Origin of the sequence: Levilactobacillus wangkuiensis (assembly GCF_016861605.1) — a bacterium.
GTDB lineage: Bacteria > Bacillota > Bacilli > Lactobacillales > Lactobacillaceae > Levilactobacillus > Levilactobacillus wangkuiensis.
Genome location: NZ_BOLM01000010.1, coordinates 1 through 23,703 on the forward strand (window position 1 = coordinate 1; position 23,703 = coordinate 23,703).

The 23,703-nt window shown below is 52.5% G+C and carries 23 protein-coding genes and 1 pseudogene; 4 read left to right on the plus strand and 20 right to left on the minus strand.

From position 1 onward, the window contains the following. Positions 1 to 460: 460 nt before the first annotated feature. Both JUF13_RS08590 and JUF13_RS08595 read right to left on the minus strand, forming a co-directional pair. Positions 461 to 850, minus strand: coding sequence for a CvfD/Ygs/GSP13 family RNA-binding post-transcriptional regulator (locus tag JUF13_RS08590; protein ID WP_125766254.1), 390 nt, complete (start codon positions 848 to 850; stop codon positions 461 to 463). Between the two features lie 35 nt (positions 851 to 885). Next, the gene (locus JUF13_RS08595; RefSeq protein ID WP_203639201.1) at positions 886 to 1,479 is read right to left on the minus strand and encodes a peptidylprolyl isomerase; all 594 of its coding nucleotides are present in this window, start codon (positions 1,477 to 1,479) and stop codon (positions 886 to 888) included. A 128-nt stretch (positions 1,480 to 1,607) separates the two neighbouring features. Between JUF13_RS08595 and JUF13_RS08600 the strand changes: the two genes are divergently transcribed. Then, positions 1,608 to 2,117, plus strand: a complete 510-nt coding sequence (locus JUF13_RS08600; RefSeq protein WP_203639203.1) for a phosphatidylglycerophosphatase A family protein — start codon at positions 1,608 to 1,610, stop codon at positions 2,115 to 2,117. Between the two features lie 135 nt (positions 2,118 to 2,252). Next, the gene (locus JUF13_RS08605) at positions 2,253 to 2,918 is read left to right on the plus strand and encodes a VTT domain-containing protein (RefSeq protein WP_203639205.1); all 666 of its coding nucleotides are present in this window, start codon (positions 2,253 to 2,255) and stop codon (positions 2,916 to 2,918) included. A gap of 72 nt (positions 2,919 to 2,990) precedes the next feature. Here the strand turns inward: JUF13_RS08605 and JUF13_RS08610 are convergent, their stop codons facing one another. From JUF13_RS08610 to JUF13_RS08690, 17 genes and pseudogenes are all read right to left on the minus strand, one after another. Continuing rightward, complete coding sequence (locus JUF13_RS08610; RefSeq protein ID WP_203639206.1) at positions 2,991 to 3,620, minus strand: TIGR01906 family membrane protein; 630 nt, start codon at positions 3,618 to 3,620, stop codon at positions 2,991 to 2,993. Then, positions 3,613 to 4,407: a TIGR01457 family HAD-type hydrolase gene (locus JUF13_RS08615; RefSeq protein ID WP_125766259.1), complete on the minus strand. Its 795-nt coding sequence runs from the start codon at positions 4,405 to 4,407 to the stop codon at positions 3,613 to 3,615. The genes JUF13_RS08610 and JUF13_RS08615 overlap by 8 nt, the downstream gene beginning before the upstream one ends. A gap of 12 nt (positions 4,408 to 4,419) precedes the next feature. Further along, the gene (locus tag JUF13_RS08620) at positions 4,420 to 5,139 is read right to left on the minus strand and encodes a YutD family protein (RefSeq protein WP_203639207.1); all 720 of its coding nucleotides are present in this window, start codon (positions 5,137 to 5,139) and stop codon (positions 4,420 to 4,422) included. Positions 5,140 to 5,150: 11 nt separating this feature from the next. Further along, positions 5,151 to 6,530, minus strand: coding sequence for a bifunctional metallophosphatase/5'-nucleotidase (locus JUF13_RS08625; RefSeq protein ID WP_203639208.1), 1,380 nt, complete (start codon positions 6,528 to 6,530; stop codon positions 5,151 to 5,153). 114 nt (positions 6,531 to 6,644) lie between these two features. Continuing rightward, positions 6,645 to 7,253: pseudogene (locus JUF13_RS08630) on the minus strand (metallophosphatase). 14 nt (positions 7,254 to 7,267) lie between these two features. Beyond that, positions 7,268 to 8,116, minus strand: a complete 849-nt coding sequence (locus JUF13_RS08635) for an aldo/keto reductase (protein WP_203639299.1) — start codon at positions 8,114 to 8,116, stop codon at positions 7,268 to 7,270. A gap of 248 nt (positions 8,117 to 8,364) precedes the next feature. Next, the gene (locus JUF13_RS08640) at positions 8,365 to 9,789 is read right to left on the minus strand and encodes an amino acid permease (RefSeq protein ID WP_203639209.1); all 1,425 of its coding nucleotides are present in this window, start codon (positions 9,787 to 9,789) and stop codon (positions 8,365 to 8,367) included. Positions 9,790 to 10,069: 280 nt separating this feature from the next. Continuing rightward, positions 10,070 to 11,260, minus strand: a complete 1,191-nt coding sequence (locus tag JUF13_RS08645; RefSeq protein WP_125765780.1) for an acetate/propionate family kinase — start codon at positions 11,258 to 11,260, stop codon at positions 10,070 to 10,072. 15 nt (positions 11,261 to 11,275) lie between these two features. Then, positions 11,276 to 12,298, minus strand: coding sequence for a class I SAM-dependent methyltransferase (locus JUF13_RS08650; RefSeq protein ID WP_225893676.1), 1,023 nt, complete (start codon positions 12,296 to 12,298; stop codon positions 11,276 to 11,278). 68 nt (positions 12,299 to 12,366) lie between these two features. After that, positions 12,367 to 12,633, minus strand: coding sequence for a hypothetical protein (locus tag JUF13_RS08655; protein WP_203639212.1), 267 nt, complete (start codon positions 12,631 to 12,633; stop codon positions 12,367 to 12,369). Beyond that, positions 12,588 to 13,019 (minus strand): prepilin-type N-terminal cleavage/methylation domain-containing protein, encoded by a 432-nt coding sequence (locus JUF13_RS08660; protein WP_203639214.1) that lies wholly within the window; start codon positions 13,017 to 13,019, stop codon positions 12,588 to 12,590. The genes JUF13_RS08655 and JUF13_RS08660 overlap by 46 nt, the downstream gene beginning before the upstream one ends. Next, entirely contained in the window at positions 13,016 to 13,222 is a 207-nt protein-coding gene (locus JUF13_RS08665) for a hypothetical protein (RefSeq protein ID WP_203639216.1), read from the minus strand. Before JUF13_RS08665 ends, JUF13_RS08660 begins: the two co-directional genes overlap by 4 nt. Then, positions 13,173 to 13,640 carry a type II secretion system protein gene (locus JUF13_RS08670; RefSeq protein WP_203639218.1) on the minus strand — a complete coding sequence of 156 codons (468 nt, stop codon included), beginning with the start codon at positions 13,638 to 13,640 and terminating at the stop codon, positions 13,173 to 13,175. The genes JUF13_RS08665 and JUF13_RS08670 overlap by 50 nt, the downstream gene beginning before the upstream one ends. Next, on the minus strand, positions 13,627 to 13,947 hold the full coding sequence (locus JUF13_RS08675; protein ID WP_203639219.1) for a prepilin-type N-terminal cleavage/methylation domain-containing protein: 321 nt from the start codon (positions 13,945 to 13,947) through the stop codon (positions 13,627 to 13,629). Before JUF13_RS08675 ends, JUF13_RS08670 begins: the two co-directional genes overlap by 14 nt. Continuing rightward, positions 13,940 to 14,995 carry a type II secretion system F family protein gene (locus JUF13_RS08680; RefSeq protein WP_203639220.1) on the minus strand — a complete coding sequence of 352 codons (1,056 nt, stop codon included), beginning with the start codon at positions 14,993 to 14,995 and terminating at the stop codon, positions 13,940 to 13,942. The genes JUF13_RS08675 and JUF13_RS08680 overlap by 8 nt, the downstream gene beginning before the upstream one ends. Beyond that, the gene (gene comGA, locus JUF13_RS08685) at positions 14,931 to 15,896 is read right to left on the minus strand and encodes a competence type IV pilus ATPase ComGA (protein ID WP_203639221.1); all 966 of its coding nucleotides are present in this window, start codon (positions 15,894 to 15,896) and stop codon (positions 14,931 to 14,933) included. Before comGA ends, JUF13_RS08680 begins: the two co-directional genes overlap by 65 nt. 122 nt (positions 15,897 to 16,018) lie before the next feature. Beyond that, on the minus strand, positions 16,019 to 16,756 hold the full coding sequence (locus tag JUF13_RS08690; protein WP_125765772.1) for a YebC/PmpR family DNA-binding transcriptional regulator: 738 nt from the start codon (positions 16,754 to 16,756) through the stop codon (positions 16,019 to 16,021). A gap of 277 nt (positions 16,757 to 17,033) precedes the next feature. Here JUF13_RS08690 and JUF13_RS08695 point away from each other — a divergent pair, with 277 nt between their 5' ends. Together JUF13_RS08695 and JUF13_RS08700 are read left to right on the plus strand one after the other, a co-directional pair. Continuing rightward, positions 17,034 to 18,509 carry an ABC transporter substrate-binding protein/permease gene (locus JUF13_RS08695; RefSeq protein WP_203639222.1) on the plus strand — a complete coding sequence of 492 codons (1,476 nt, stop codon included), beginning with the start codon at positions 17,034 to 17,036 and terminating at the stop codon, positions 18,507 to 18,509. After that, positions 18,502 to 19,242 (plus strand): amino acid ABC transporter ATP-binding protein, encoded by a 741-nt coding sequence (locus tag JUF13_RS08700; protein WP_308439867.1) that lies wholly within the window; start codon positions 18,502 to 18,504, stop codon positions 19,240 to 19,242. Before JUF13_RS08695 ends, JUF13_RS08700 begins: the two co-directional genes overlap by 8 nt. 144 nt (positions 19,243 to 19,386) lie before the next feature. Here the strand turns inward: JUF13_RS08700 and JUF13_RS08705 are convergent, their stop codons facing one another. Beyond that, positions 19,387 to 23,265: a leucine-rich repeat protein gene (locus JUF13_RS08705; protein ID WP_203639223.1), complete on the minus strand. Its 3,879-nt coding sequence runs from the start codon at positions 23,263 to 23,265 to the stop codon at positions 19,387 to 19,389. Positions 23,266 to 23,703 lie beyond the last annotated feature (438 nt).

Genomic DNA, 23,703 nt, shown 5'->3' on the forward strand with positions numbered 1-23,703 from the left:
CTCATCGATTGTTGTTACTTTATTTGTTATAAAAGCGAATTGACTTCGCAAATATTGTTTGGGTTTGATACCAAGTACCAAACCGCCCTACACATATTTGGTTTGTCGAAACAATGTTCAGTTTTCAAAGGTCTACCAAGTTGTCATAAGAAGCAATCGCTCCGTGACAACTTTTAAAGTATATCATGTCGTTTAAATCGTGTCAACATCTTTTTTCAACTTCCTGAATATTTATTCAACATCCAAAGAAATGAATTCGACGTGATTGGCACGTCTTGACAACATAAATCATTGTATCAGTTACGATTTAACACGTCAAGCATAAATTTCAAATTTTGATTAACTATTCAAGAACCTGTTATTTATGCATTGCTCGTCTCAAATCAGCAACAGGTAATATCTTACCAATCATCTCCAGGTAGGTCAAGCACTAATTGCAAATAAAATAAAAAGCCTCCCCCTAAGAGGAAGCTTGTTCTTGATCTAAGCGCTGTGAGGCCTCGGACTTCCAGCCTTCTAGCCGATCCGCAATTGGTTTAAACCCAATGTTAATGCGGTGATTCGTCCAGTAATGTCGGTGTTGATGTTCCAGGGGCTCCGGACTATACGCCACGTGCTCAAGGCACCGTAACGACAAGCTGATTTTTCCCGTGAACTCATCAATGTCCAGAATAACAACGTTCACTTCCTGATTGACCTTTAAATAGTCGTGAATGTCCTTCACGTACCCACAATGACATTCAGAAATATGAATGAGACCCTGACGATGACCGCCCAAACTGACAAACGCCCCGTAAGGCTGAATGCCCGTAATGTGGCCGGTCACCCGTTGACCAATTTGAAACGGCATAGTCGTGCCCTCCTCACTAATCATCTGGTTCTCGCCTATTCGGCTTCTGTAACCGTGACTTTGTCCATAGTAACAGGCGTTGCGGGTTGATCACTCGCATCCGTCTTGACCTTGGCAATGGCGTCAACAACGTCCATCCCCGCGATAACTTGACCAAAGACCGTGTGACGGAAGTCCAGCCAAGGGGTCCCACCGTCTTTATAAGCATCGACGATTTCTTCTGGGAAACCCGCGTCCTTCATCTGAGCCTGCATCTGTTCCGTCATATCCTTATCTTGCACGATAAAGAATTGGCTACCGTTAGTGTTGGGACCCGCATTGGCCATTGAAACGGCCCCACGCAAGTTGTATAACTCTTGTGAGAATTCATCTTCGAACGGTTGACCCCAGATGCTTTCGCCACCCATACCCGTACCGGTTGGATCGCCACCTTGAATCATAAAGTTAGGAATGACCCGGTGGAACGTCAAGCCATCATAGTAACCGGCCTTGGCATGGGTCACAAAGTTTTCAACTGTCTTTGGTGCTTGTTCGGGGAAGAGTTGCAGCTGAATGGTCCCCATGGACGTTTCAATCGTTACTTGTGGACCCCTGGCGTTAGCCAAATCAATTTGTGGAAACTTTGTCATAATTATCCTCCATATCTTTTCAAAACACTATCTGCTTATCTATTATCACCGCCAACCGTCAAAAATGCAACTGACAGCCACGGTGTTATACTAAGAGAACACAATTTAATTCGAAGGAGTCTGATTAAATGACAAAACCAACCACGGCCTTAAAGCAACGGACGATTGACTTACTTAACGAACGAGGCGTCGAGCTTGCGGCTATCGCCGACCTGGTCATCTTCCTCCAAAAAGATTACATCGTCGGTCTCACTGCCGAGGAAGCACTCGCCAGCGTGCAAACCGTTCTTAGCAAACGAGAAGTGCAAAATGCCATCATCACCGGCATTCAACTCGACATTGCTGCGGAACACCACACCCTGATGGAACCTTTACAGACCATTGTCGAACGAGACGAGGGGCTTTACGGTGTGGACGAAACCATGGCGCTCTCTATAGTAGATATTTACGGCTCGATTGGCTTCACCAACTACGGGTACATCGACCGGATCAAGCCTGGAATCCTATCTAAGCTCAACGCCCACGAACCCGGCATCATCCACACCTTCCTCGATGACTTAGTCGGGGCCATTGCTGCGGCAGCGGCTGCCCGGCTAGCCCATGACGATACTGGTGAACAAGATACCCCGTTTAAGTAAGCTGGCCATCGTTACCACGAGCCTAGCAACAAATATCATAATTTCGTTAAGGTTCACCGACTCTGCTGACAGTGGGGTCAAAACCTTCTACAATGTAGGCATAACAAATTTCACACTAGCATAAGGAGACCCTTAATGGGATATTTAATTGATTTCGTCTTACACATCGACGACCACTTGGTGAACATCGTCAACACCTTTGGCGGGTCCACCTACTTCATTCTTTTCGCCATCGTTTTCGTGGAGACCGGTGCGGTGATTCTGCCCTTTCTTCCCGGCGACTCGCTGTTATTTGCCGCGGCGGCCCTCGCTGCGAACCCCGCCTACAAGTTGAACATCTGGTTCTTCGTGGCACTCTTCCTACTAGCTGCCGTTGGTGGCGACTCACTCAACTTCTACTTGGGTGGCAAAGCCGGCGCCGCCCTGTCCAGTCACTCGTGGTTCGGGCGACTGATCAACAAGGACAAGCTGGCCCAGTCGGAGAAGTTCTTCCGCAAACACGGACCGTTGGCCATCTTCTTGGGACGCTTCATGCCCATCATTCGGACGTTCGTGCCTTTCACGGCTGCTGGCTCCCAATTCCCTTACCGGCGTTTTCTCAAATACAACGTTAGTGCCGCCCTTACCTGGGTTGCCATCTGCTGTGGCGGTGGATATTTCTTCGGGAACATCCCCTTCGTCAAGGCACACTTCTCTGCCGTTGTCTTAGGCATCATCGTGATTTCCCTGATTCCCGCCGTTGTTGGCTGGTTAAAGGGGCGTCACCCGTCAACCCCGAGTAGCCTCCCGGAAGACGACTAAAAAATAAATTCTTGTCACATAAATAAAGCAGGACCTGAGAGTTTTCTCAAGTCCTGCTTTTTAGTTTGCCAATTAAGCGCGTTTAATGGCGACGCGGCCCCGCCAGTATAACCAGCCGAGTCCCGCCTCGAACAGCACGAACGCCAGCACGAAACAGTGCAGGAAGAACGTGTCTGGTAGCGCATTGATGATGGGATCGAGGTCCGGATCAAAGAGCCAGTCGTTGTTGCGAAAGAGCACCTCGTGAAAGGCAATGAAGAAGCCGTTAAAGTTCACAGCTAGCATCGCCCCTAGCACCAGTGGCACAATCGCCGCAATCTGGACCGGCCGCAAGAGACGCCACTGTTCGGCCCGTTGCTTGATCTGGTGCAGATACCACCCCGCGGGCCCCACACTAAGAACGAGGACCACGTTATTGAGCAAAAAGAGGTTCTTCACATCATGGAAGTGGATCATCCCCGTAAATGACGTGGGAAAATCACTCATTTTTAAGTCAGTCACCCACGGCAGTTCCAGGTACGCCAGCATTTGCAGATAATTGTGCATGATCTTGTGGGCGGACATCTGGACCGTTTGACTGATAGCCAACCAGTGAATGTCTAAGCGATACAGCCACACGGCGTTGATCGTTAAGAAGATACTTAACGTGATCAGTGCTAAAAAGAGGGCGGTTAACCCACCCCAGCGTGCTAACCTAGTCAATCGGCCCCGCCTCCAGATCCCAGTGAGCCAGGTCCGGCACGGTATAGGTCGGCTGGATGGCCTGCTGGGCCACTTGTGCCGGTGTCGACACCCCCGTATAGGTCAACAGGGTATCTACCCCCGCGTGAATGCCGGCTAGAATATCCGTCTGGTAGTTATCCCCTACCATTAACGCCTGATCAGCCGCAATGCCCAGCTGAGCCAGGGAATTATTTAAGATAATCGGTTCCGGCTTACCCACAAAAATCGGGTCCTGTTGCGTGGCGTAGCGCACCATGTCGACCAGCGCCCCGGCACCGGGCATCAAGCCCCGGGCCTTGGGAATGTTGGAATCCGAATTGGTCCCAATAAACGTCGACCCACTGCGAATCGCCAAAATGGCCTTCGCAAATTTTTCGTAAGTCACGTCACTGTCTAGTCCGACAACCACGTACTCGGGATGGTCTTCATCGACCGTAAATCCCTTGGCAGCCAAGGCTTGTTTGAGCCCGATTTCACCCACCACGTAAACGGTTCGTTTGCCCGTCTGACCGGCGCGACGGTCCAAAAAGTCTGCCGTTGCCAGTCCGGCCGTATACACGTTGTCCGTGGTGACGTGAATATCATGGTTATCGGCCAGGTTCGCCACCACGTCGACCGGGAGCTTGGTCGTGTTATTCGTCACAAATTTAAAGGGCACGTGTGCCGCCTGAAGCCGCTCCACGAACGCCTTTGCTTTGGGATAGCGCTTGCTACCCGCGTAGATGGTCCCATCGAGGTCGATTAAATAAGCCTGATACTTTTTCACTGCCAACTCTCCCTAATCTTCTTTTTTACGAATGGTAAAGTGCCGCCGTCCCTGACCACCAGAGGCCACGGTGACCGTCTTCTTGTCGTTGCCCGTTGTGGGCTTGGCGACTGGCCGCCGTTCTTCCGTGTAGGGATGTGACGTGTTGCGGTGACGGCGGTGTGACCGTCGCCGATGCGTGTTGTGTGAACCATTGCCGTTCCCGTTGGAATGGTTTTCAGCGGTCTCCGCCTTTTTAGCTGGCGTCGCTTCTCGCTTAGACGACTGGTTATTTGGCTTTTCTGCCGCGGCCTTCGTCTGATTACTGGAGCTGGTTGGCCGTGAATTCCGCCGCCGTCTTGGCCGCCGGGGCTTGGGTGCCGATTTGACATCCAAATTGTGCAGAATAAAGTAGGCACAGCCAAAGTTACAGGATTCATAGAGATAGTCCTGCACGGCATCGATCTGATTCTGCTTGGCGCCCGCACGGTCTTCGGCGTAAAAGCCCTTTAACCGCAGCTGTTCGAAGCCCCAGTCGCCGACAATGTAGTCGAATTTGCTCAAAATGGTGCTGAAGCGTTGGGAGAATTCCGTGAAATCAAATCCGTCCCGGACGTCGGCAACCACTTCATAGGGATGGCCGTTGATGTTTAAATGTGTCTCATCGACCCGGACCACTTCGGCGGCTGGCTCCCGGGTTTCTTTTTGTTCGGCAACAAGTGCCTCTAAATCTTTGCGATCCACCGTCGTCATCCTCTCTGTTTCTAAGTTAAGGGGTAGTGCTTCGCCAGATATTTGGCAAAGACTTCCCGTAATAAGTCTTCATATAAAATTTGATTCTGACCCACGATTGAGATCGTTGGGAAAAATGGAATAAACAAGTAATGATCCAATCCCGCAATCGTGTACTGCTTAGTTGGCGATAGCGGTTCGCCCCGCCAGGTGACCTCGTGGGTCTTGGCGTCATAGGCGATACCCAAATAATTGATCTCTCCAAAGATTTTACCACGAAACCCCATGCCTTTTTGCGGAAAGTACCGTAAAAATAGGCGAGCGAGCTCAAATTCCTGAATCAACCGCCACAAGTCGTAGCCACTCAGCGTGATCTTCATCACGTGCATGTTGTGGGGCAAGAGCTGGTGGAGTTGATTTTGGTTGACCACGCCACTGGGTAAATCGTGAAGAAAGAGCCCGGCATTTAAAATAGCCGCCTGGGTACCGGCATACTCCGCCACCGCGTGCAAGCCCTCTTGGACCAGACGGGGATGGCCGGCCGGATCAGCCTCCATAGCGACCGGCAAATTAGCGACTCGTTGCTCGGACAAAATGGATTTGCCCAAGTCCTCGAGTCCACCGATTTCAGCGGCATCCCCACTCTGTTCGGGTAAGGTCGCCGTCTCCACCACACCAGCCTGGCCCCGTTTCAGCTGATGGTCCTCGAGATCGAGCGTAATGCGGCCCACGTACCGGCCCCATTTGCCAGCCGCGGCCAACAGGCTATGATTGTCCTGCTCGCCGTGCTTGAGCAAGTGGTGCGTGTGACTGCCGATGATGACCGTCACCTCGGGAAAACGCTTGGCAATCTGCCGGTCGACGTCTAACCCTAAATGTGACAGTAAGACGCACACGTCAAATTGCCCGGCGTAGGTCTGCAAGAGCCGCGTTAATGCCGGATTGACGGCAATCGGGTACCAACCGGCCAACGGATAGGTCAGATGGTATGGCGCCGTTAGCCCTAACACCAGCATGCGAGTCCCTGCCGGCGTCGTGAAAATCTGATGGTCGATGGCCCACTCCGGTTGCTCGTGCGTATCGCCGGTCAGAATGTTGCCCAGAATCACCGGGAAATTCGCGTGATCATAGAGATGGTCCAACTGCGCGCGCATGAAACCTAGGCCCTCGTTGTTGCCAATCGTGGCCGCATCGTAGCCAATCTGATTCATCAGTTCAATGTTTTTCTGACCGACCGTGGCCTCACTCACGGGATGGACGCGGTCAATGTTATCACCCAAGTCAAAGGTGTAGACGGTGTCCCCCGCTTGTTCGGCCTGCTGCCGGGTGGTCGCCAGGTAGCGACGAATCCGCGGCCAGTTCTCAAAGTGCGAGTGCAGGTCGTTGGTATGCAAAATGGTAATCCGTTCCATCAATTCTCTCTCCTCTTAACACTGATTTCAATCGTACGGCATCGGAGAGAAACGGTCAAGCATCGCCCACATCGCCTGGCCGACCTGATAGCCGTGACCGTCCTAAACGACCACTTACTGTTTTTCCTGGAACTCCTTGGCCTTACCCGCCACCATTTCTTCAATCTCACTGGTTGAGAATGGCGTTCCAAATGGGACCTGTTCGGTGAGGTAGCGGGTTTCTGGCGTATCCACGCCAACGTTGATGTTCTCTTTGACTGGGACCGCGTAATGGTGAATATGCCCGTGCAAATTGATAATCTGGTTTACGATTCCCAGCATCATTGGGTAATGGGTCATGTAATACTGCCGGTGATCATATTTAATCAAAACCCCAACATCGTGGAAGGCGAATTTCGGTTGGCCGTTTTCAATGGGGTTATGGGCCGCCAGGTATTTGAACAGGGCGCGGCTGTCATGATTTCCCTTGATTAGTTCCAAATGGCCGTTCAGTTGCGACAGGACGTTTCAGACGGCCTCATCCGACTTCACGGCGGGCTTGGTAAAGTACAAGGCAATGTCGCCCAGGTGATAGACCGTGTCGGTCGGTGCCACCCGTTTGTTCCAATTATCAATGATGGTTTGATTCATTTCGTCCACACTCGCAAAGGGCCGTGGGGCAAAATCACTGTCCCCCAACAGGTCTTCGTGAAAGAAGTGGGTATCTGACGTAAAAAATTCCATGAGTGCTCCCCCTTTTATAAGATATCTAATGGTTGTTTCGTCGTTGGTGCTGGAAAGGCCTGGTCCAACTGGGCCAATTCAGCCGGCGACAGCGTCAGGTCGGCCGCGGCCACATTCTGTGTCATATGGGCCACGGAACTGGTCTGCGGAATCGCCAGGACTTGTGGTTGGTGAATGACCCACGCTAGAAGAATCTGGTAGACCGACACGTGGCGTTGAGCTGCGAGAGTCTTGACCGTTTCGTTCGTGGTCAAATGGTGGCCCCAAGCATCCCCCTGGGCGATTGGTGAATAGGCAATCAGGGGCAGTTGGTGGTCCCGCTGCCACGGCAAGACGGCGTAGTCCAGACCCCGACTCCCCAAGTGGTACAGGTCTTCGTTGGCCACAGCCTGATCACCACCGGGTAACTGCCAGAGTTCTTTTAAGTCGTCAATATCAAAGTTAGACACGCCCCACGCCCGGATTTTACCGGTCTGTTGCAGGCGTTGAAGCTCCGCCACCGTTTCGGCTAATGGCACGTTGCCCCGCCAATGATACAGGTAGAGATCCAGATAGTCCGTCCGTAGCCGGCGTAAACTAGCATCCAAGCTGGCGGCCATGCGTTGCCGCGAGGCATTCTCTGGCAACACCTTGGAAATGAGATAGATCTGTTGGCGGTCGATGGGGGCCAACGCCTCCCCGACTAGGTCCTCGGCCCGACCGGAACCATACATCTCGGCCGTATCAATGACCCGCGCCCCCGCAGCGATTCCCGCGCGGATGGCCGCAATTTCTGTTTCTCGTTGGTCTGGGCGGTCGCCCATGTGCCAGGTTCCGATGCCAATTGCGGGCACTGTCTGTCCGGCAATCGTGACTTGTTTCATCATTAAACACCCCTATTAGCTTAGTCGCCAACTTAACTGAACGTCCAACCATTTAGGCTGCTCATAGCTTGGCAATTTGCCTAAGCCTGCGCCGCCAAATACCCGATATTCTAGCCAAAACAGCAACCGTTATATTACTCCTATCGTAGCACTTTCAGCGGATTTTCGCTGACTCTGACCCGCGGATGAGCTCAATTAAAAAGAGCCTGGAATTTTATTCCAGACTCACGTGTTTTGTTTGACATTATTTAGATTTCTTTGGTGTCGTCGGCCCCGCCATCATCCACAACGGGATGACTAGCTGTCCGCCGATCCTTCAGGTATTTGCCGACACTCAGCGCTGCGAGCCAGAAGATGGACCCAAGCAATGCAATCAGCGTGTCCACCCGGAACAGGAGAACAATCCCGACCATGGCCAGGAATGCCAAGATAAAGTAATCGCTCCAAGGGAAGAACGGCATCTTAAAGCTGGACTTGGTCGTGACACCGGCCGCCAACTGTTGCTTCTTGTATTTAATATGTGCCACAACGATTGCGCCCCAGATGAACAGGAAACACGTTGTCGCCACACTGGAAACAAACGCGAAGACGTGGCCCGGAATCAAGAAGTTCAGGAAGACCGACACGGCAATCACGACGGTTGAGAACCGCAGCGCCCGGACTGGGACCTGCGCATGAGAGAGAACACCCATGTGCTTGGCAAACTTCCCCTCACCCCGGTAGGTCAGGGAGAACAGCATCCGCCCGGTCGTAAACAACGAACTGTTGCAGGCCGAGGCCGCCGCCGTCAAGACCACGAAGTTGATCACGGCCGCAGCGGATTGAATGCCCACGTTCTTGAAGACTTGCACGAACGGACTGCTGGTTGGGGAAACGGCTTGCCATGGGTAGATGGACATCAGTGCTAACAGAGAGCCCAGGTAAAACAGGATGATTCGCAGCGGAATCTCGTTGATGGCCTTAGGCAAGACCTTCTTCGGGTTGGCCGTTTCGGAAGCGGTCATCCCCACCATTTCGATGCCGACGAAACTGAAGAGCACCATCTGGAAGGAAAGGAAGAAGCCCTTGGCCCCGTTGGCAAAGAAGCCGCCGGAAACCAAATTCGTGACGCTGGCGTGACCCGCCGGCGTTGGGTAGTGCACGGCAACCATGTACGCCCCAGCAAGAATCAAGGCGATGATAGCCACAATTTTAATGATGGCAAACCAGAATTCCGTTTCACCGAAGGCACTGACCGTGACCGAATTTAAGGTCAACAGGATGCCCAGCAGGACCAGCCCCGTGACCCACTGTGGCAGGTGTGGGAACCAGAATTGCATGTATTGCCCCGCGGCGGTGATTTCTGCCATGGCAATCGTAATCCAGCAGACCCAGTAGGTCCAGCCGGCCACGAAGCTCATGTTGTCCCCGAGGTATCGCTGAATAAAATCAATGTACGAATGTGCATTTAAATCCGAGAGTAAGAGTTCACCTAATGCCCGCATTAACAGGAAACACATGATTCCCGTTACCAGGTAGGCCAACACAATGGATGGTCCGGCAAGGTGAATCGATTGGCCGGCCCCCAGGAATAGCCCCGTCCCGATTGTGCCCCCCAGCGCAATCAGTTGGACGTGACGACTCTGAAGGCCCCGTGAAAATTCTTGGTTTTCATTCACTTGACTTTTTTTCATCTTAATCGCCCCTTTGTTGAAATTCATTATACACGTCCAAGGGGGCAATACTAGTAGCGACACTGGTTGGTTCGGTAAATTAAAAAGCGTTGCTGGCCCAGTGTAATCCACTTTGCGTCACTTTCATGGTTTTTAGATGAAATGTATTCAACTATTGTTGCAAGATGCCAATCGGTCGTGAAACCGCGAGAAAAGATGGCGCAAAAAAGCGACCCCACCAGCGCAAAATGCCAGTGAGGTCGCTGTCGTGAGTGGCCTATTGCCCCTCACTTTTTAAAGCTTATTTCCGTAACCGTTCGATGTCCCGAACGATCATTAATTCTTCATCGGTTGGAATTAAGAGCGTCTTGATCTTAGAACCGGCAACACTCAAGTCGCGTTCAACGCCACGAATGTTGTTCTTTTCTGGGTCAACGCCAATGCCGAAGTAGCTTAACTTGTCGGCAACCTCTTGACGAATCATGATGTCGTTTTCACCAACACCGGCCGTGAAGACGATGGCGTCAGCGCCACCCAATTCAGCCAGGTAAGACCCAACGTAGCGAATGATCCGGTTGATGAACATGTCACGGGCTAACTTGGCACGTGGGTTCTTGGCTTGAACCTTTTCCAGGTCACGCATATCAGCGGAAACACCAGAAACCCCGATCAAACCAGACTTCTTGTTCAAGATGTTGATCATGTCATTAGGCTTGTCGATGTTCAGCTTTTCCATCAGGTAAGCCACTAAGGAAGCATCGATATCCCCAGAACGGGTCGCCATTTCGATACCGGCCAGTGGCGTGAAGCCCATGGACGTGTCAAATGACTTGCCATCCTTGATAGCGGTGATAGAACCACCGGCACCCAGGTGCATGGTGATCAACTTCAAGTCCTTCAATGGCTTGCCTAACATGGCAGCGGCCCGGCCAGCAACGTAACGGTGGCTAGTCCCGTGGGCACCATACTTACGAGCACCATACTTTTCGTAGTATTCGTAAGGGATGGCGTACATGTAGTTTTCTTGGGGCATAGAGGTGTGGAAGGACGTATCAAAGACGGCCACACTCAAGACATTAGGCAAGATTTTCTTGAAGGCTTCGATGCCTAAAGCAGCGGCTGGGTTGTGCAGTGGGGCATATTCGGACAAGTCCTTGATTTTTTGTAAGACCTCGTCATCGATAATGGCGGAGTCCTTGAATTCTTGGCCCCCGGCAACGACCCGGTGACCAATCCCAGTGATTTCGTTGAAGTCGGTGATGATCTTCAAGTCAGTCAATTGGTTCAACATCAATTGGATAGCGGCACTGTGGTCGTCCACGTCTTCATGCGTTTCGTACTTTTGGCCGTCACCGTACTTGATTTCAACTAAAGAGTTGCCCAAACCAATTCGTTCAATGGCCCCTTCAGCGATAACTGATTCTGCAGGCATTTCGAACAGTTTGAACTTTAAAGTTGAACTGCCGGCGTTAATTGCTAATGATTTTCCCATGTGGTATTTCTCCTTTTATTTGCGATCGGTCAGTAGGTTCTGTTCTTCCCACTGCACGATCTCTGCAACAAACTTTTGGAACGCTGATTGATTCTTAAATGAAGGGAATTCCCCCAACATGACTTGTTCAACTTGCTTGGCGCCCGCACCCGGCTTCTGTAAGATCAGGATAGCCTTTTGTGCGTTGGCGTTCGCAAATAACTCACTTGGCAGATTCAACAATCCCTGCAAATAAGCGTTGTTTGGCAACCACTTCAACAGGTTCTGTGCCTGTTCACTCTGGAAGAGTTGTGAGGGCACCAGAAAGACCCCGATACCGCCGGGCGTCAACTGATTCATGGCTTGCTCCAACAACAAATGATGCACATAGGTGTGCCCCTTTTGCGCTGCTGTCTTGAAGTTGACTGCGTTGTCATCAACCGGGTAATACCCAATTGGTAAGTCAGCCACAATCAAGTCACTAGCTGGAACCAATAACCGTTCCAAGGCATCCTGGTGAACCAGTTCCACCGGAATGCGTTGCAGGTCACTGGATGTTTGGGCAATCGCTAACATGGTGTCATCGTTATCGATCCCGTACGCATCAATTTTACCAGCAACGACCGCTTTTAACTGTGAAATCACCGCAGTTAACAAGTTCCCTGTCCCTACCGTTAGGTCCAGCAATGACAGGTGGGTCTTCCCCTTCTCTAACCGGGTAACCAAATAGCCCATGATGTAGGCAATGGTATCAGGCGTTAACTGATGATTGGCTTGGACTTCATCGACACGAATGGCTTTCAGCATTGCTAACTGCACTGCTCGCCGCACCGTTTCCGAATCAAAACTTTGCCAATCGGCCTGCTGGTACAAGTCAGTTAATTGGGCGACGGTCTTTTGATCTGGCCGATCGTCTTCAACTTGAACTTGTCCGTTGAGGAGGTTATCCCCCGTCTCAACGAACGCATCTAAATAAGATGTGCTTAGTGCTGCTTGTAAGGTCGTCGTGGACTCGTCCAGTACCTTAAAGAGCGCTTCAGTCTGTTCTTGTGACAGCACGCTTCGCCTCCTTGTGAATTTTCCATGACACATTGTATCCGCTATCTATACTACCGATTTTTTACCCTTTATTCAAGCAATCTTTGCGGCGAATCCGCTTTGGCCGGCTGGTGACGTTGGGCTTGGGCCCTCTTTTTAACGAGCTGTCGGGTCTGGTGCACAATCTTTTGGGTCGACTGACTGTAGTCGCGCACCAGCTGATTGGTCGTCTCCCGGCGGGCCGCTAGCCCAACTCCCACGACGCTCAAAAGCAGGCTGACACTGGCCAAGAAAAAGAGTGCCCAGAGCGTCAGGAACCCGTGGTGCCGCGCAAATCGACGAGTGTGGTCTGCCAAGGTAATCCCTCCTGTTTGAGTCGTAGCCGCACCACCCCCTTGCCCAGATTCTGCCAATGAATGGCCGTGACCTGGCGAAGCAGGGGGTCGTACCCCCGAAACCGGGCGTTGGTCAGCTTCAAGACTTGTTTACGGTCAACTGACAGCCTCACTGGCTTATCGGCCTGCCGCTGGTCGTAAATGGTGAGCACGTCATCATTGGCCGCCGCGAACCGGTAGCGGCCCGGCTGTTCGAGGAGCTGAACCACCTGATACCAGGCAACCGGGTCGTGGCGCAGTGGCCGCAAGAACGTTTGCTCCGTACCGGTCGCCAGGACAAACATCCCCGCCGCAATCGCCAACGCCACGACCGTTTCAATTAGGGTGAATCCCGTGTGGCGCCTCACTGCTGGTCCAACCAGTCCTGTAAGGCCCGGTCATGGGACCGACGCGCCGTCTCTAATCTGACCTGTCGCTGCTGCTCTAAATGATGGGTGGTCTGTAAGAAATCCGTGGTCAGAGTCACCGCCAAGCACACCACCGTTAAGGCCAACAAGGCATCAGGTAGCACCCACCCGTGGCGGTCGACGCGTTGCCGTGGTTTCCACATAAAAAATCGCTCCTCCCAATTGAAACGTTTGATAAATCCAGTTATGGCTCGCCGTACTGTACCATTCCATTCGTAACGCTGTAGAGGCACCGGAAGGCCGAATGGTCCAAGCCGTGTCCGGATCACGCAATTGTAGGGTTGACGGAATCCTTAGCCGCCCCAGAACCTGGTGACCCTTGATGGTGCTGAGCGTTATCAGGTGTTGTGCTGTGTTCACTCGAATGCCCACCACTTCTTGGCGATGGATGGCGGTTTGCCGGCCTGCCGTCCACATCCGTTGCCAGGAGGGCCAGAAGGCGCGTTCCGCCAACAACCGTTGGTGGCGCTGCCCTTGAAACGTGACCAATACCGTGAGTCCCGAAACGATGACCAGCACAATCAGCATTTCGTATAGGGTAAAGCCCCTACTTCTGGGCAATGGCCTGGTCCCCTTTAATCTGAATACGTTCCTGCTCGGCCCGTTCAACCTGTTGGACAGTCAGGTATTTACCGCTCTGTAGCATTTGATAGGTTACACGTGGTTGCTGGGCGTCCTTGACCGGATGATCATCCAGATAGGCTGTGACCTGGCCCTGAACGACCGTGGTCATGGCATTCCCGTGAATCTGATTGGCACGCTGCCGCTGATTATTCAGGTTGGGCAGGATAATTAAGATCAATAAGGAAATAATGAAGAGCACGATAGTCATTTCCACCAGCGTAAAGCCGTGCCGCACGTTAGTCATTGTAGACCCCCTGTAAGTTTTGATACATCGGTAACAAGAGACTCAGATAGGCGCCAACAATCAGGATGGCTACGACGCCCAGTAGAATCGGTTGGACCAAAGCCAAGCCCCGTTCCGTCCGGCGCACCAGTTCCCGGTACTGAAGCGTGCTGAACGCTCGAAGTTCCCGGGCCAGTTGGGCACTGGTGCTCCCCTTTTGTAGAAAGACCAACACCTGTGCCGGGATAAATGCTTGTTCCTTTAACCAGCCAACTGGCGATTGCCCACCGGCCAGCTGGTGTTCCAGCCGGTAGGCCAGTTGATGAAGCAAGGCCCGTTCCGGCAGGTGTTGGAGCACCACTATCATCTGTTTGACACTCAGCCCACTCTGTACCAGCTGACCGAGGTTGGCCGTTAAATAGTACGCATAGTAGGTCCGACAGATGCGGCCGATAAATGGGACGCGCAGATACAGGCTTGCCAGGCGCAGGCTCGGTTGACGCATCCACCACCGTCCGGCACTGACTAGTGCCAGAACCAAGATGAGGCCACCACCCAGCCAGCCGTACTGTTGCCAGCCAAAGGGGAGCGATTTAGTCGGCGCCAGGCCCTGTTGCAGCTGGGGGAGAATCCCCACCTGTAGCGTTAGAAACAACCCAGCCATGCTGACAAATAGGCCTAGCGGGTACGCTAACAATTGCCGAAGTCGTTGCCGCTGGGTCGCCATCAACCGTAAAAGTTCGGCCGCCTCCCGTAACGCCGGTGCCAGCTCGCCATAGGTCGTGGTCACTTGTAATTGAAAGTAGACGTTGGGTTGCAGGTACGGCGCTAACAGGGGGACCAGGTCGGCCCCTGCTAGTAAGGCTTGCTCGAGAGTTGCCAAACTTGCTGGAAACTCCCCACCAACTGTCCGTAAGAAGGTCACGGCCTGCTTCAGTGAAAAGCCGCTCGCCAGTTGGTCGGCGAGCAATTGGCAGAACCGGGCCTGGGTCGCTAGCGACCACCTAGCCCGCCCGAAATTTAGCCGCCGTAGCCGGGCTAATAAGTTGGGTTGCTGCTGCGTTTTCAAGTGTTTCTCGCCACCTTTCCGTGGTTGTCGTGGTTGTTTGCCATAGAGCGGGCCCGGTCACAATATCCAATAGGACGGCCGGGGTACCATCCTGCTTGGGGATTAACCGTTGGTAACACGCCGCCGTCAACACCTGCCGAAGCTGGTTCGGGGCAATCCCCAAGTCCGCCAACCGACTAACAGTTCCGGCCGCCGTTTGCGCGTGCACCGTGCTCAGGACTAGATGCCCACTCAGTGCCGCACGAACCGCCGCCTGGGCCGTCTGTTGGTCGCGAATCTCCCCAATAATAAAGGCGTCAGGGCGGTGCCGTAAGCCCACCTTGATCAGTGCATCGTAGCTCATCCCCGCCGGTTCATTGACCTGTAGCTGAATAAACCGGGGCTCCTTGATTTCCACCGGATCCTCCACGGTCAGCACCACGGCGCGTTGATCCAAACCACTCGCCGTCGTATACATGGTCGTGGTCTTCCCCGCCCCAGTTGGCCCGGCAAACAACATTAACCCCCGCCGCTGGGCCAGGGTCACGAGTTGTCCCTGTTGCGGCGGCACTAAATAAGCCGTCCGAGTGGCCGCATAGGGGTAGATGACCCGAATCACCAAAGATTCCTGGTTGGCGTAGTCCCCCACGGTCGAAAAGCGGAGCTCAACCGGCACGGGGCCCGGCCAGGTCAGTGCCCCGACTTGGGGCCGCCGCCGTTCACTAACGGCCATGTTGGCGTGAAATTTAAAATACGTCATAATCTGCATCCCCACCGCTAGCGTCACCGTTTGCCACACGACGAGTTCCAGTGCCTGTCGCAACCGAATCTGATACCCCGTTTCGTGGGATAAGACGTAAATATCACTGGCGTGTTGGGTTACCGCTGCGGCAATGAGTTTTTGAATCAGGTCCTCTATCAAGTTGTGCCACCTCCAAGTCCTTTTAAGTTAACTCCGTAATCAATCGCCAAATGTTTTTTATTTTTGAAAAAAAGGGCAAAAAAAATAACGCCCACCGAAGTGAACGTTATTTCTAAAAAAATCTATTCAACACTTTCAGGCAATACGGCTGCTTCATAAATATCAGAAACATCGTCGTTGTCTTCGAGTTCTTCAATCAAACCTTGGTATTGCGGAGCCTTAGCTTCTGGTACTTCGGTCGTGTTTTGTGGGAACATCCGCACTTCAGCGGTGTCCAGCTTGTAGCCCTTGGCCTGTAATGCATCACGGGCACTGATTTCACTTTGTGGATCCGTGAAGATCTTGAACTCGTCGTCCGTGGTCTGCATGTCATCTGCCCCGGCGTCTAAAGCATCCATCAACATCGTGTCTTCATCCGTATCCAAGCCATCACGCAAGATAACAATGTAACCCTTACGATCAAACATGTATGAAACGGAACCGGCTGCACCCAATGCACCACCATGGTGCGTGAAGGCAGAACGAACAGCCGCAGCCGTCCGGTTCTTGTTATCCGTTAAGGCAGCAACCATGATTGCTGTCCCGGCTGGACCGTAGCCTTCGTAGGTGATTTCTTCGAACTTAGCGCCACCAACACCAGAGGCCTTATCTAAAGCCCGCTTGATGTTGTCCTTAGGCATGTTAGCTGCCCGCGCTTTGTCCATTTCCAAACGAAGTTGAGGGTTACCGTCGGGATCAGGACCACCTGCTTTTGCAGCTTGGTACAAATCACGTGAGATTTTTTGGAAGATTTTTCCACGTTTTGCATCCTGAGCATTTTTCCGGCCCTGGATGTTATGCCATTTAGAATGTCCTGACATCGTAACTCCTCTTTTCTAAAGTTTTATATATCCGTATAAAACAGACACTGTTCATATTAGCACTTACTCCGCTTTCATTCAATTGGCAAGCTCACTATTTATCTATACAACAAAAAATGTATAAACGTTAGCACCCTTTCTCTTTAAAACAGTGTTTTCATAATTCATAAAAGAATAGATTATGTATAAAACCACCTTTTTCAAAATAATTCTTGTATAAATAATCGAGTCCTGCTATACTCGTTAGCAACATCAAAAAATATTGAGGAGCCTTTATATGAAGAAGAGATTGGTATTATTCTTTGCTCTGCTGTTGGCGCTGGTCACCGGCTTCACCGCCCTAACCACGACGGCGAACGCTGCCACCGACAACTCACTGACAAAGATTGAGAAGAAGGGGACGCTGGTCATGGGGACCTCGCCCGATTATCCCCCTTATGAATTCCAGGCAACCGTTCACGGCAAGACCAAGATTGTCGGCATGGACGTTGCCGTCGGCCAAAAGATTGCTAAGGACATGGGCGTCAAGCTCGTCGTAAAGTCGATGTCGTTTGATTCCTTATTAGTCGCCCTGCAAACGGGGAAAGTCGACATGGTTATCTCCGGGATGAACCCTACGCCCGCTCGGCGGAAAAACGTGGACTTCACCCACACCTACTACCAAGGTGGGTACAGCATCGTCATCAACAAGAGTGACAAGGGAATCTATAAGAACAAGGATTCCTTCGTTGGCAAGACCATTGGGGCCCAAACCGGCTCCACCATGTACAACGAATCCAAGAAGCAAACCAGTGGCACGACCGTCAAAGGGATGACCTCCGTATCCGACCTGATCCTGGCGCTGCAAAGCCACAAAATCCAAGGGGTCGCCATGGAAAAGCCTTCTGCACAAGCCTACGTGGCCAACAACAAGGAACTCGCCGCTATCCCCAGTGACTTTAATTTAAGTGCTTCGGATACCAGTGCTTCCGTTGCCTTTGCTAAGGGCTCCACGGCTTTAGTCAACAAGGCCAACAAGTCCGTTGACCAAATTAAAAAGCAGAACCTCGTCAACAAGACTTACCTGCCCGCCGCTGGGAAATACTTAAAGACCAACACGGTTAACACCAGCATGTTCCATTACTGGAAGGCCTTCCTGACTGGGGTTGAATACACCTTGATCATCACCGTCTGCTCCGTTTTCTTCGGGTTTATCTTAGGGGTGCTCTTATCCCTGGCACGGATGGACCGGGGCGGCGTCTTCAAGACGGCCCTACGGTGGTTAGCCACGGCCTACGTTGAATTTATCCGGGGCACGCCAATGATGGTCCAAGTCATGTTCGTTTACTTCGGTTTGGGACTCATCGTTAACCTCCCCGCCTTAACTTCCGGGATCATCGCCATCTCCCTGAACTCTGGGGCTTACGTGGCCGAATACATCCGTGGGGGAATCAACTCCGTGGACAACGGTCAAACGGAAGCTGCTCGTAGCCTGGGGATGTCCAGTGGTGCCACCTTACGCTACGTCGTTTTACCACAAGCCCTAAAGAACATCTGGCCATCACTGGGGAACGAATTTATCACCCTGATCAAGGACAGTTCCATCGTCTCCATCATTGGGGTCTCCGAACTGATCTTCCAAAGCAACATTGTGCGTTCTGACACTTACCGGGGGGTTGCCCCAATCGCCGTCATCATGGTGCTCTACTTCATCCTGACATTCACGGCTTCTCGGATTCTGAACTACTTCGAAAGGAGAATGCAACATGACTAAACCAATTATTGAGGTTAAAGATCTCGCCAAGAACTTTGGCAAAAACCAAGTCTTAAAAGATATTACGGAACAAGTCACCCCTGGCCAAGTCATCGTCGTCATTGGTCCTTCAGGTAGTGGGAAATCCACCTTCCTGCGGTGCTTGAACCTGCTGGAGACGCCCACTTCTGGTGAGGTCGACTTCGCCGGTGAAAACCTGACGACCCTGGATACCAAGCGGGTCAACGAGTTACGGGAACAAATGGGGATGGTTTTCCAAAGCTTCAACCTCTTCCCCAACATGACCGTCCTTGAAAACATCAAGCTGGCTCCGATGAAGGTCAAGCACATGGACGACGCCACGGCGACCAAGCGAGCCCACGAACTCCTCAAGCAGGTCAACTTAGACGACCACGCCGACGCCTTCCCTGCCAGCCTCTCCGGTGGACAAGCACAACGGGTTGCCATCGCGCGGTCCCTGGCCATGGATCCCAAGGTTATGCTGTTTGATGAGCCAACCTCTGCCTTGGACCCCGAAATGGTCGGTGAAGTGTTGAGCGTTATGCAACAACTAGCCGAACAAGGCATGACGATGGTCGTGGTCACCCACGAAATGGGCTTTGCCAAGTCCGTGGCCGACCGCGTCTGGTTCATGGCCGATGGCTACATTCAAGAAAACAGTACCCCGGACGACTTCTTCAGTAATCCGCAAACGGAACGGGCACAAGACTTCTTATCCAAGATTCTGATGTAAATAGCGACTTAAAAATGCTCGTCGACGTGTGCCGGCGAGCATTTTTTCTGTCTAGTTTTAATTTCACAAAAGTAAGTCAAAGAGGACCGTCCACGATTTAGTCTCGCAGACGGTCCTCTTTTTCGTGATAACGACTAACTTACTTTATTCATGACGACGTTTCCGCAATCCCGCAAGGCCAAGGCCGCCTAACAAGACGCCTAAGGCTGCCCACCAGGTTGTCGGGGCCTCGTTGGTCTGTGGCAACGTTGCCTTCGTGACAGGTGCGACAACCGGCTGTGTGGCCGACTTCTTAGCGATTTTAGTGGTTGTTGGCATAATCAAAGCGCCATCCCCACCATGGTGCAGGGTCCCCGTCACTGGGTCACCGGTGATGGCTGCCCCAACGCCGCCGTTGTAGCGGCTAAGTGTCTTCTGGGCACTCTTTCTAGCCTGCACGTTGAGGGTTGCGCCGGCCCCCTTCTTATGAACACCCTGGTCACTAATGACCTTGTGCACATCGTCGGGGTCGGTCGGCTTGGCCGGATCAACGGGCTTGACGGGATCAGTTGGGTCGGTCGGATCGGTTGGGTCCGTGATATCTGGGTCACCCCCGTTACCGGGATCCGTGGTACCGCCACCGCCGCCCGTGGTTGGGGCAACGACGTGGAGCGTGACCGTCTTGGTCAAGTCACCGTAGTGCAACGTCACGGTGTAGTCACCAACCTTGGTCGTGTCCGCATCCCCCATATCCAGGGTCAGTTCACTGTCCGCGACCGGCAACGCATTGGTATCCGTTGCCGCGGCCTTAAAGTCAGCGAGCGTTGGCGCAGTGCCGTTGACCTGCATGGTGTAGTCACTCCCGGTCAACGTTGCTGCCACCGGGTTAATGGTCAATTTGCCAAGGGTGACGTTAGCTGCTGTATAGTTTGCGTCCAACTGGCTGGTATCCAGCAGGTAAGCGTAGTCACCGGCCGTTTCACCGGGTACCCGCGTCACCTGCAGGCCGGACGTCGTCATCGCATCGCCCTTGCTATCGGTCACCGTAAACACAGGCGTTGGATCGGCGGTGCCGGCTTCCTTGGTGGCACTGGCCACGTTGACCGTCAGTGGTGCCGCCACGATGGTCAGCGTCGCGTCAGTCCCATTGTCGGTCCAGTCGTAGTAATCACTGGCGGGGGCTTCCGCTTGAACCCGGGCAATGGCGTCCGGGTCGAGGCTGACCTGGTACGTCCCCACGTTTGGCAGTGAGGCCGCCGTCAGGGCTGAGGTCTTGCCGTTAAATTTAGACGTGCTGGTTTCGCCGGATGGTGTGACGATCAAGTCGCCGCTCTTCAAGGTGTACACGAACCCATCGGACAACGTCAACGTGTACTGCGACGCGTCAAAGACGGGCGCTTGACCGGTATACGTGACGGTGGCGTTGCCGGACAGACTGTAGCTGGCTTCCCGTTTGATAACGGTCACCTGGGCGGTCGCAGAGTCGACGCCTTCGTAGCTGTAGGTCACGTTGTAGACGCCGGCGTTTTGCGTCACTTGATCGGGCTGAACAGTGTTTCCCTTGGCATCGGTAATCGCGATTCCCAGTTTGTCTGCCTCAATTGGCGTACCATCGGTCATCACGGCGCTAACCACGTTGTCCGTTGGTTGCCAGCCATCGCCGTACCAAACCGTCGAGTTGGCCACTTGAATCTTCGGGTCATTCAAGACAACTTGGTAATTCCCGGTGTAGGTGGCGCCGGTACTGTCGGTCAGTGTCCAAGCAAACGTGAAATTCTCCACACTATCTGGAATGGTAAATTTGCCATTGCTGTAGGTCACGCCGTTAGACAACTTGGTCAAGGTTAAATCAGTGTTTTTGAGGTCACCCACCGCAACATCAAATAGATCATCGATTGAATTTAATTTAGCCTTACTCGTGAAAATGGTGGCCGTCTGGTTTTGTGCCAGAATCGCCATGTCACCAGCGGCGGTCAGGCTGGTCAACCGGTTGTAGTCAAACGCATTGGCACCGACCTTTGTCGACGTTGCCACCTGAACGCCCGCCAGTTGATTGCCGAAGAACGCCTGCTTGCCAATCGTGGTGAGCACCGGGTTACTGAGGTCCAGCTGGCCGCCCAAGGCGTTGTAGGTGAAGGCGCTCGTGCCAATCGTCGTGAGGTTCGCATTGACTGTCAATGATTCCAAACGGTTCCCGGCAAAGGCCAGGTCGCCGATGGTCGTTAAGGCTGGTGGCAGGGTCAAGTTCCCTGTCAGACCAGCGTATTCAAACGCGCCACTCTTAATCGTGGTGAGTGCCGTGGCTTCACTGGTGTCCACGGACGTTAATTTAGAATCGTAGGTAAAGGCATTAGCCCCAATCGTAACCAGGCTGGCAGGTAATTTGATACTTTTCAGCGAAGAATTCGCCAGGAAGGCTTGGTCACCAATGGTCTCTAAGCTGGCGGGTAAGGTGATGTTGGCCAGCACGGTGTCGTAAATGAACGCCGAGTTGCCAATCGTGGTCAACTGGCTGCAATCGGCAAAGTTGACCGTGGTCAAACCGCCGGCCGTGCTGCCCGTAGCGTCCTTGGTCGTCATGGCCCCGAATGCGTAGTCACCGATACTGGTCAGACTCGCCGGCAGGTTCAGCGTGGTGATGCCGCCATCGTACGTGAAGGCGTAGTTGCCAATCGTTTGCAGGCCGTTGCCAAAGTCGACCGAAGTCAGCGCCGTGTCGGGGTCAAAGCTGACATCGCCACTTTGGTAACTTGAAAAAGCGTTATCACCAATTTGTAAGACGCCATCACCCAAGGTCAGACTCTTAAGGCTCGTCGTGCCGGCAAAGGCCGCCGTTCCCATAGTAGTTAGTGTTGGGATGTTTAAGCTCGTTAAGGACTCATCCCCAGCAAAGGCCAAATCGCCAATACTTTCTAACTGGGTCGCCTGACTGAAGTCGACGTTGGCCAATTGGGTATTGTATTCAAAGGCGCTGGTCCCAATTGTTTTCACGGTTGCGGGTAAGACCAGGTCGGTGATACTGCTACTGAGAAAGGCCCCTTCACCAATGTTCGTTAACGTGTGATTCTCACTTAAATCAACGACCTTGATACTGTTCAGGTACCCAAATGCGTAGTTCCCAATCGACGTGATGCCGTCCCCAATCACCAAGCCCGTGATGTTCTTCGTTAGGTCTGGTTGGTTGTAGAAGGCACCATCCCCAATAGCCGTGACGTTGTAGGTCTTACCGCCATTGGTTACAGTCGTTGGAATCACAACTGTGCCCGATAGCACCTGGTTATTCAGCGTCAGCAGTGTCGCCGTCCCAGTGTCATCATCATAGCCAAACAGAAAATTGCTTTGATCCGTCGCTGGTAAGGCTACCCGCGCCATTTGGGTCGCTGAAAAACTGACCGCGGATACTGGTTGAACTGGTGTGTCGCCGGACTGGTCAGATTTTTGATTACTATTCGTGGCATCGTTGTCTGACCCAGTCCCTGAAACCGACTGGTCATTCGATTTTTCTTGATTGCTTTCGTCAGAAGTTGGTGTCTCCGTTTCAGTCCCGGTCCCAGTTGATCCCTCACCGGTATCCTTTGGGGATTGCTGACCATTTTCCGTATTAGTGGGCGTGGTTTCTTCATTTGAAGTCGACTGATCATCATCCTGGCTACCGGTTTTACCGTTTTCCTGTCCAGCACCACTTGCCGATTCGCTGCCAGTAGTGTCGCCATTGTCCACTGACGACTCCGTTTCAGTCCCGGTCCCAGCACCCGCTTCGGCGCCATTTTCGCTTGCATCATCGTTCTCCGTAACCGTACCCGCCACGGCAGCGCTTGCATTTTCAGCGTCGCTCGTTGGATTGGCAATAGGCACGACCTTATCCGTCAAACTCCCCGTACCTGAACTCTGTTGACTCACGCTGTCCCCGCTAGTCGTGTCGGTGTCCGCATGAGCTGTCTCTTGTCCAACCAGGGTTCCCAGGCCGACCGCCACGACCGTAATCGCTGCGAAGACCCAGTGCTTGCCATCCTTGTACATCTTGTAATGTTGTTTTGTTTGCATCGTTGTTTACCCCTCTCACCGTTGGAGTCCCTTGTCCCCCAAAGCCTGTCTATCAACAACTAAATGACCGGCTAGTTAATCTCTTACTTAGCATATTAGCGCCTCAATCAATGAGTGCAACTAAACCCCACTTGTGAAATCAAGTTAGGCTCTAAGCCTTACCAAGTCACTAATCATTTTCCTCAACTTTATAAATCCCTAACGACTGTTCATTTGAAACTTATTTCGACGCAATAGTCCCTAACCCCATGATTGAAAGGCCTCACTCACGGGTAAACAAGCCGCCACTTAGGCTCCTAGTTAGCGCTCTTGGCTTGCAACTAATCGTTGTGTAAATACAGCTTAATTTTAGGACATTGTGTCTACTTTTTGCTTTGTTATATGGCGTTACTATAGCATATTATTAAATGAAATAATAGTCTTGAGTCGCATTGTATC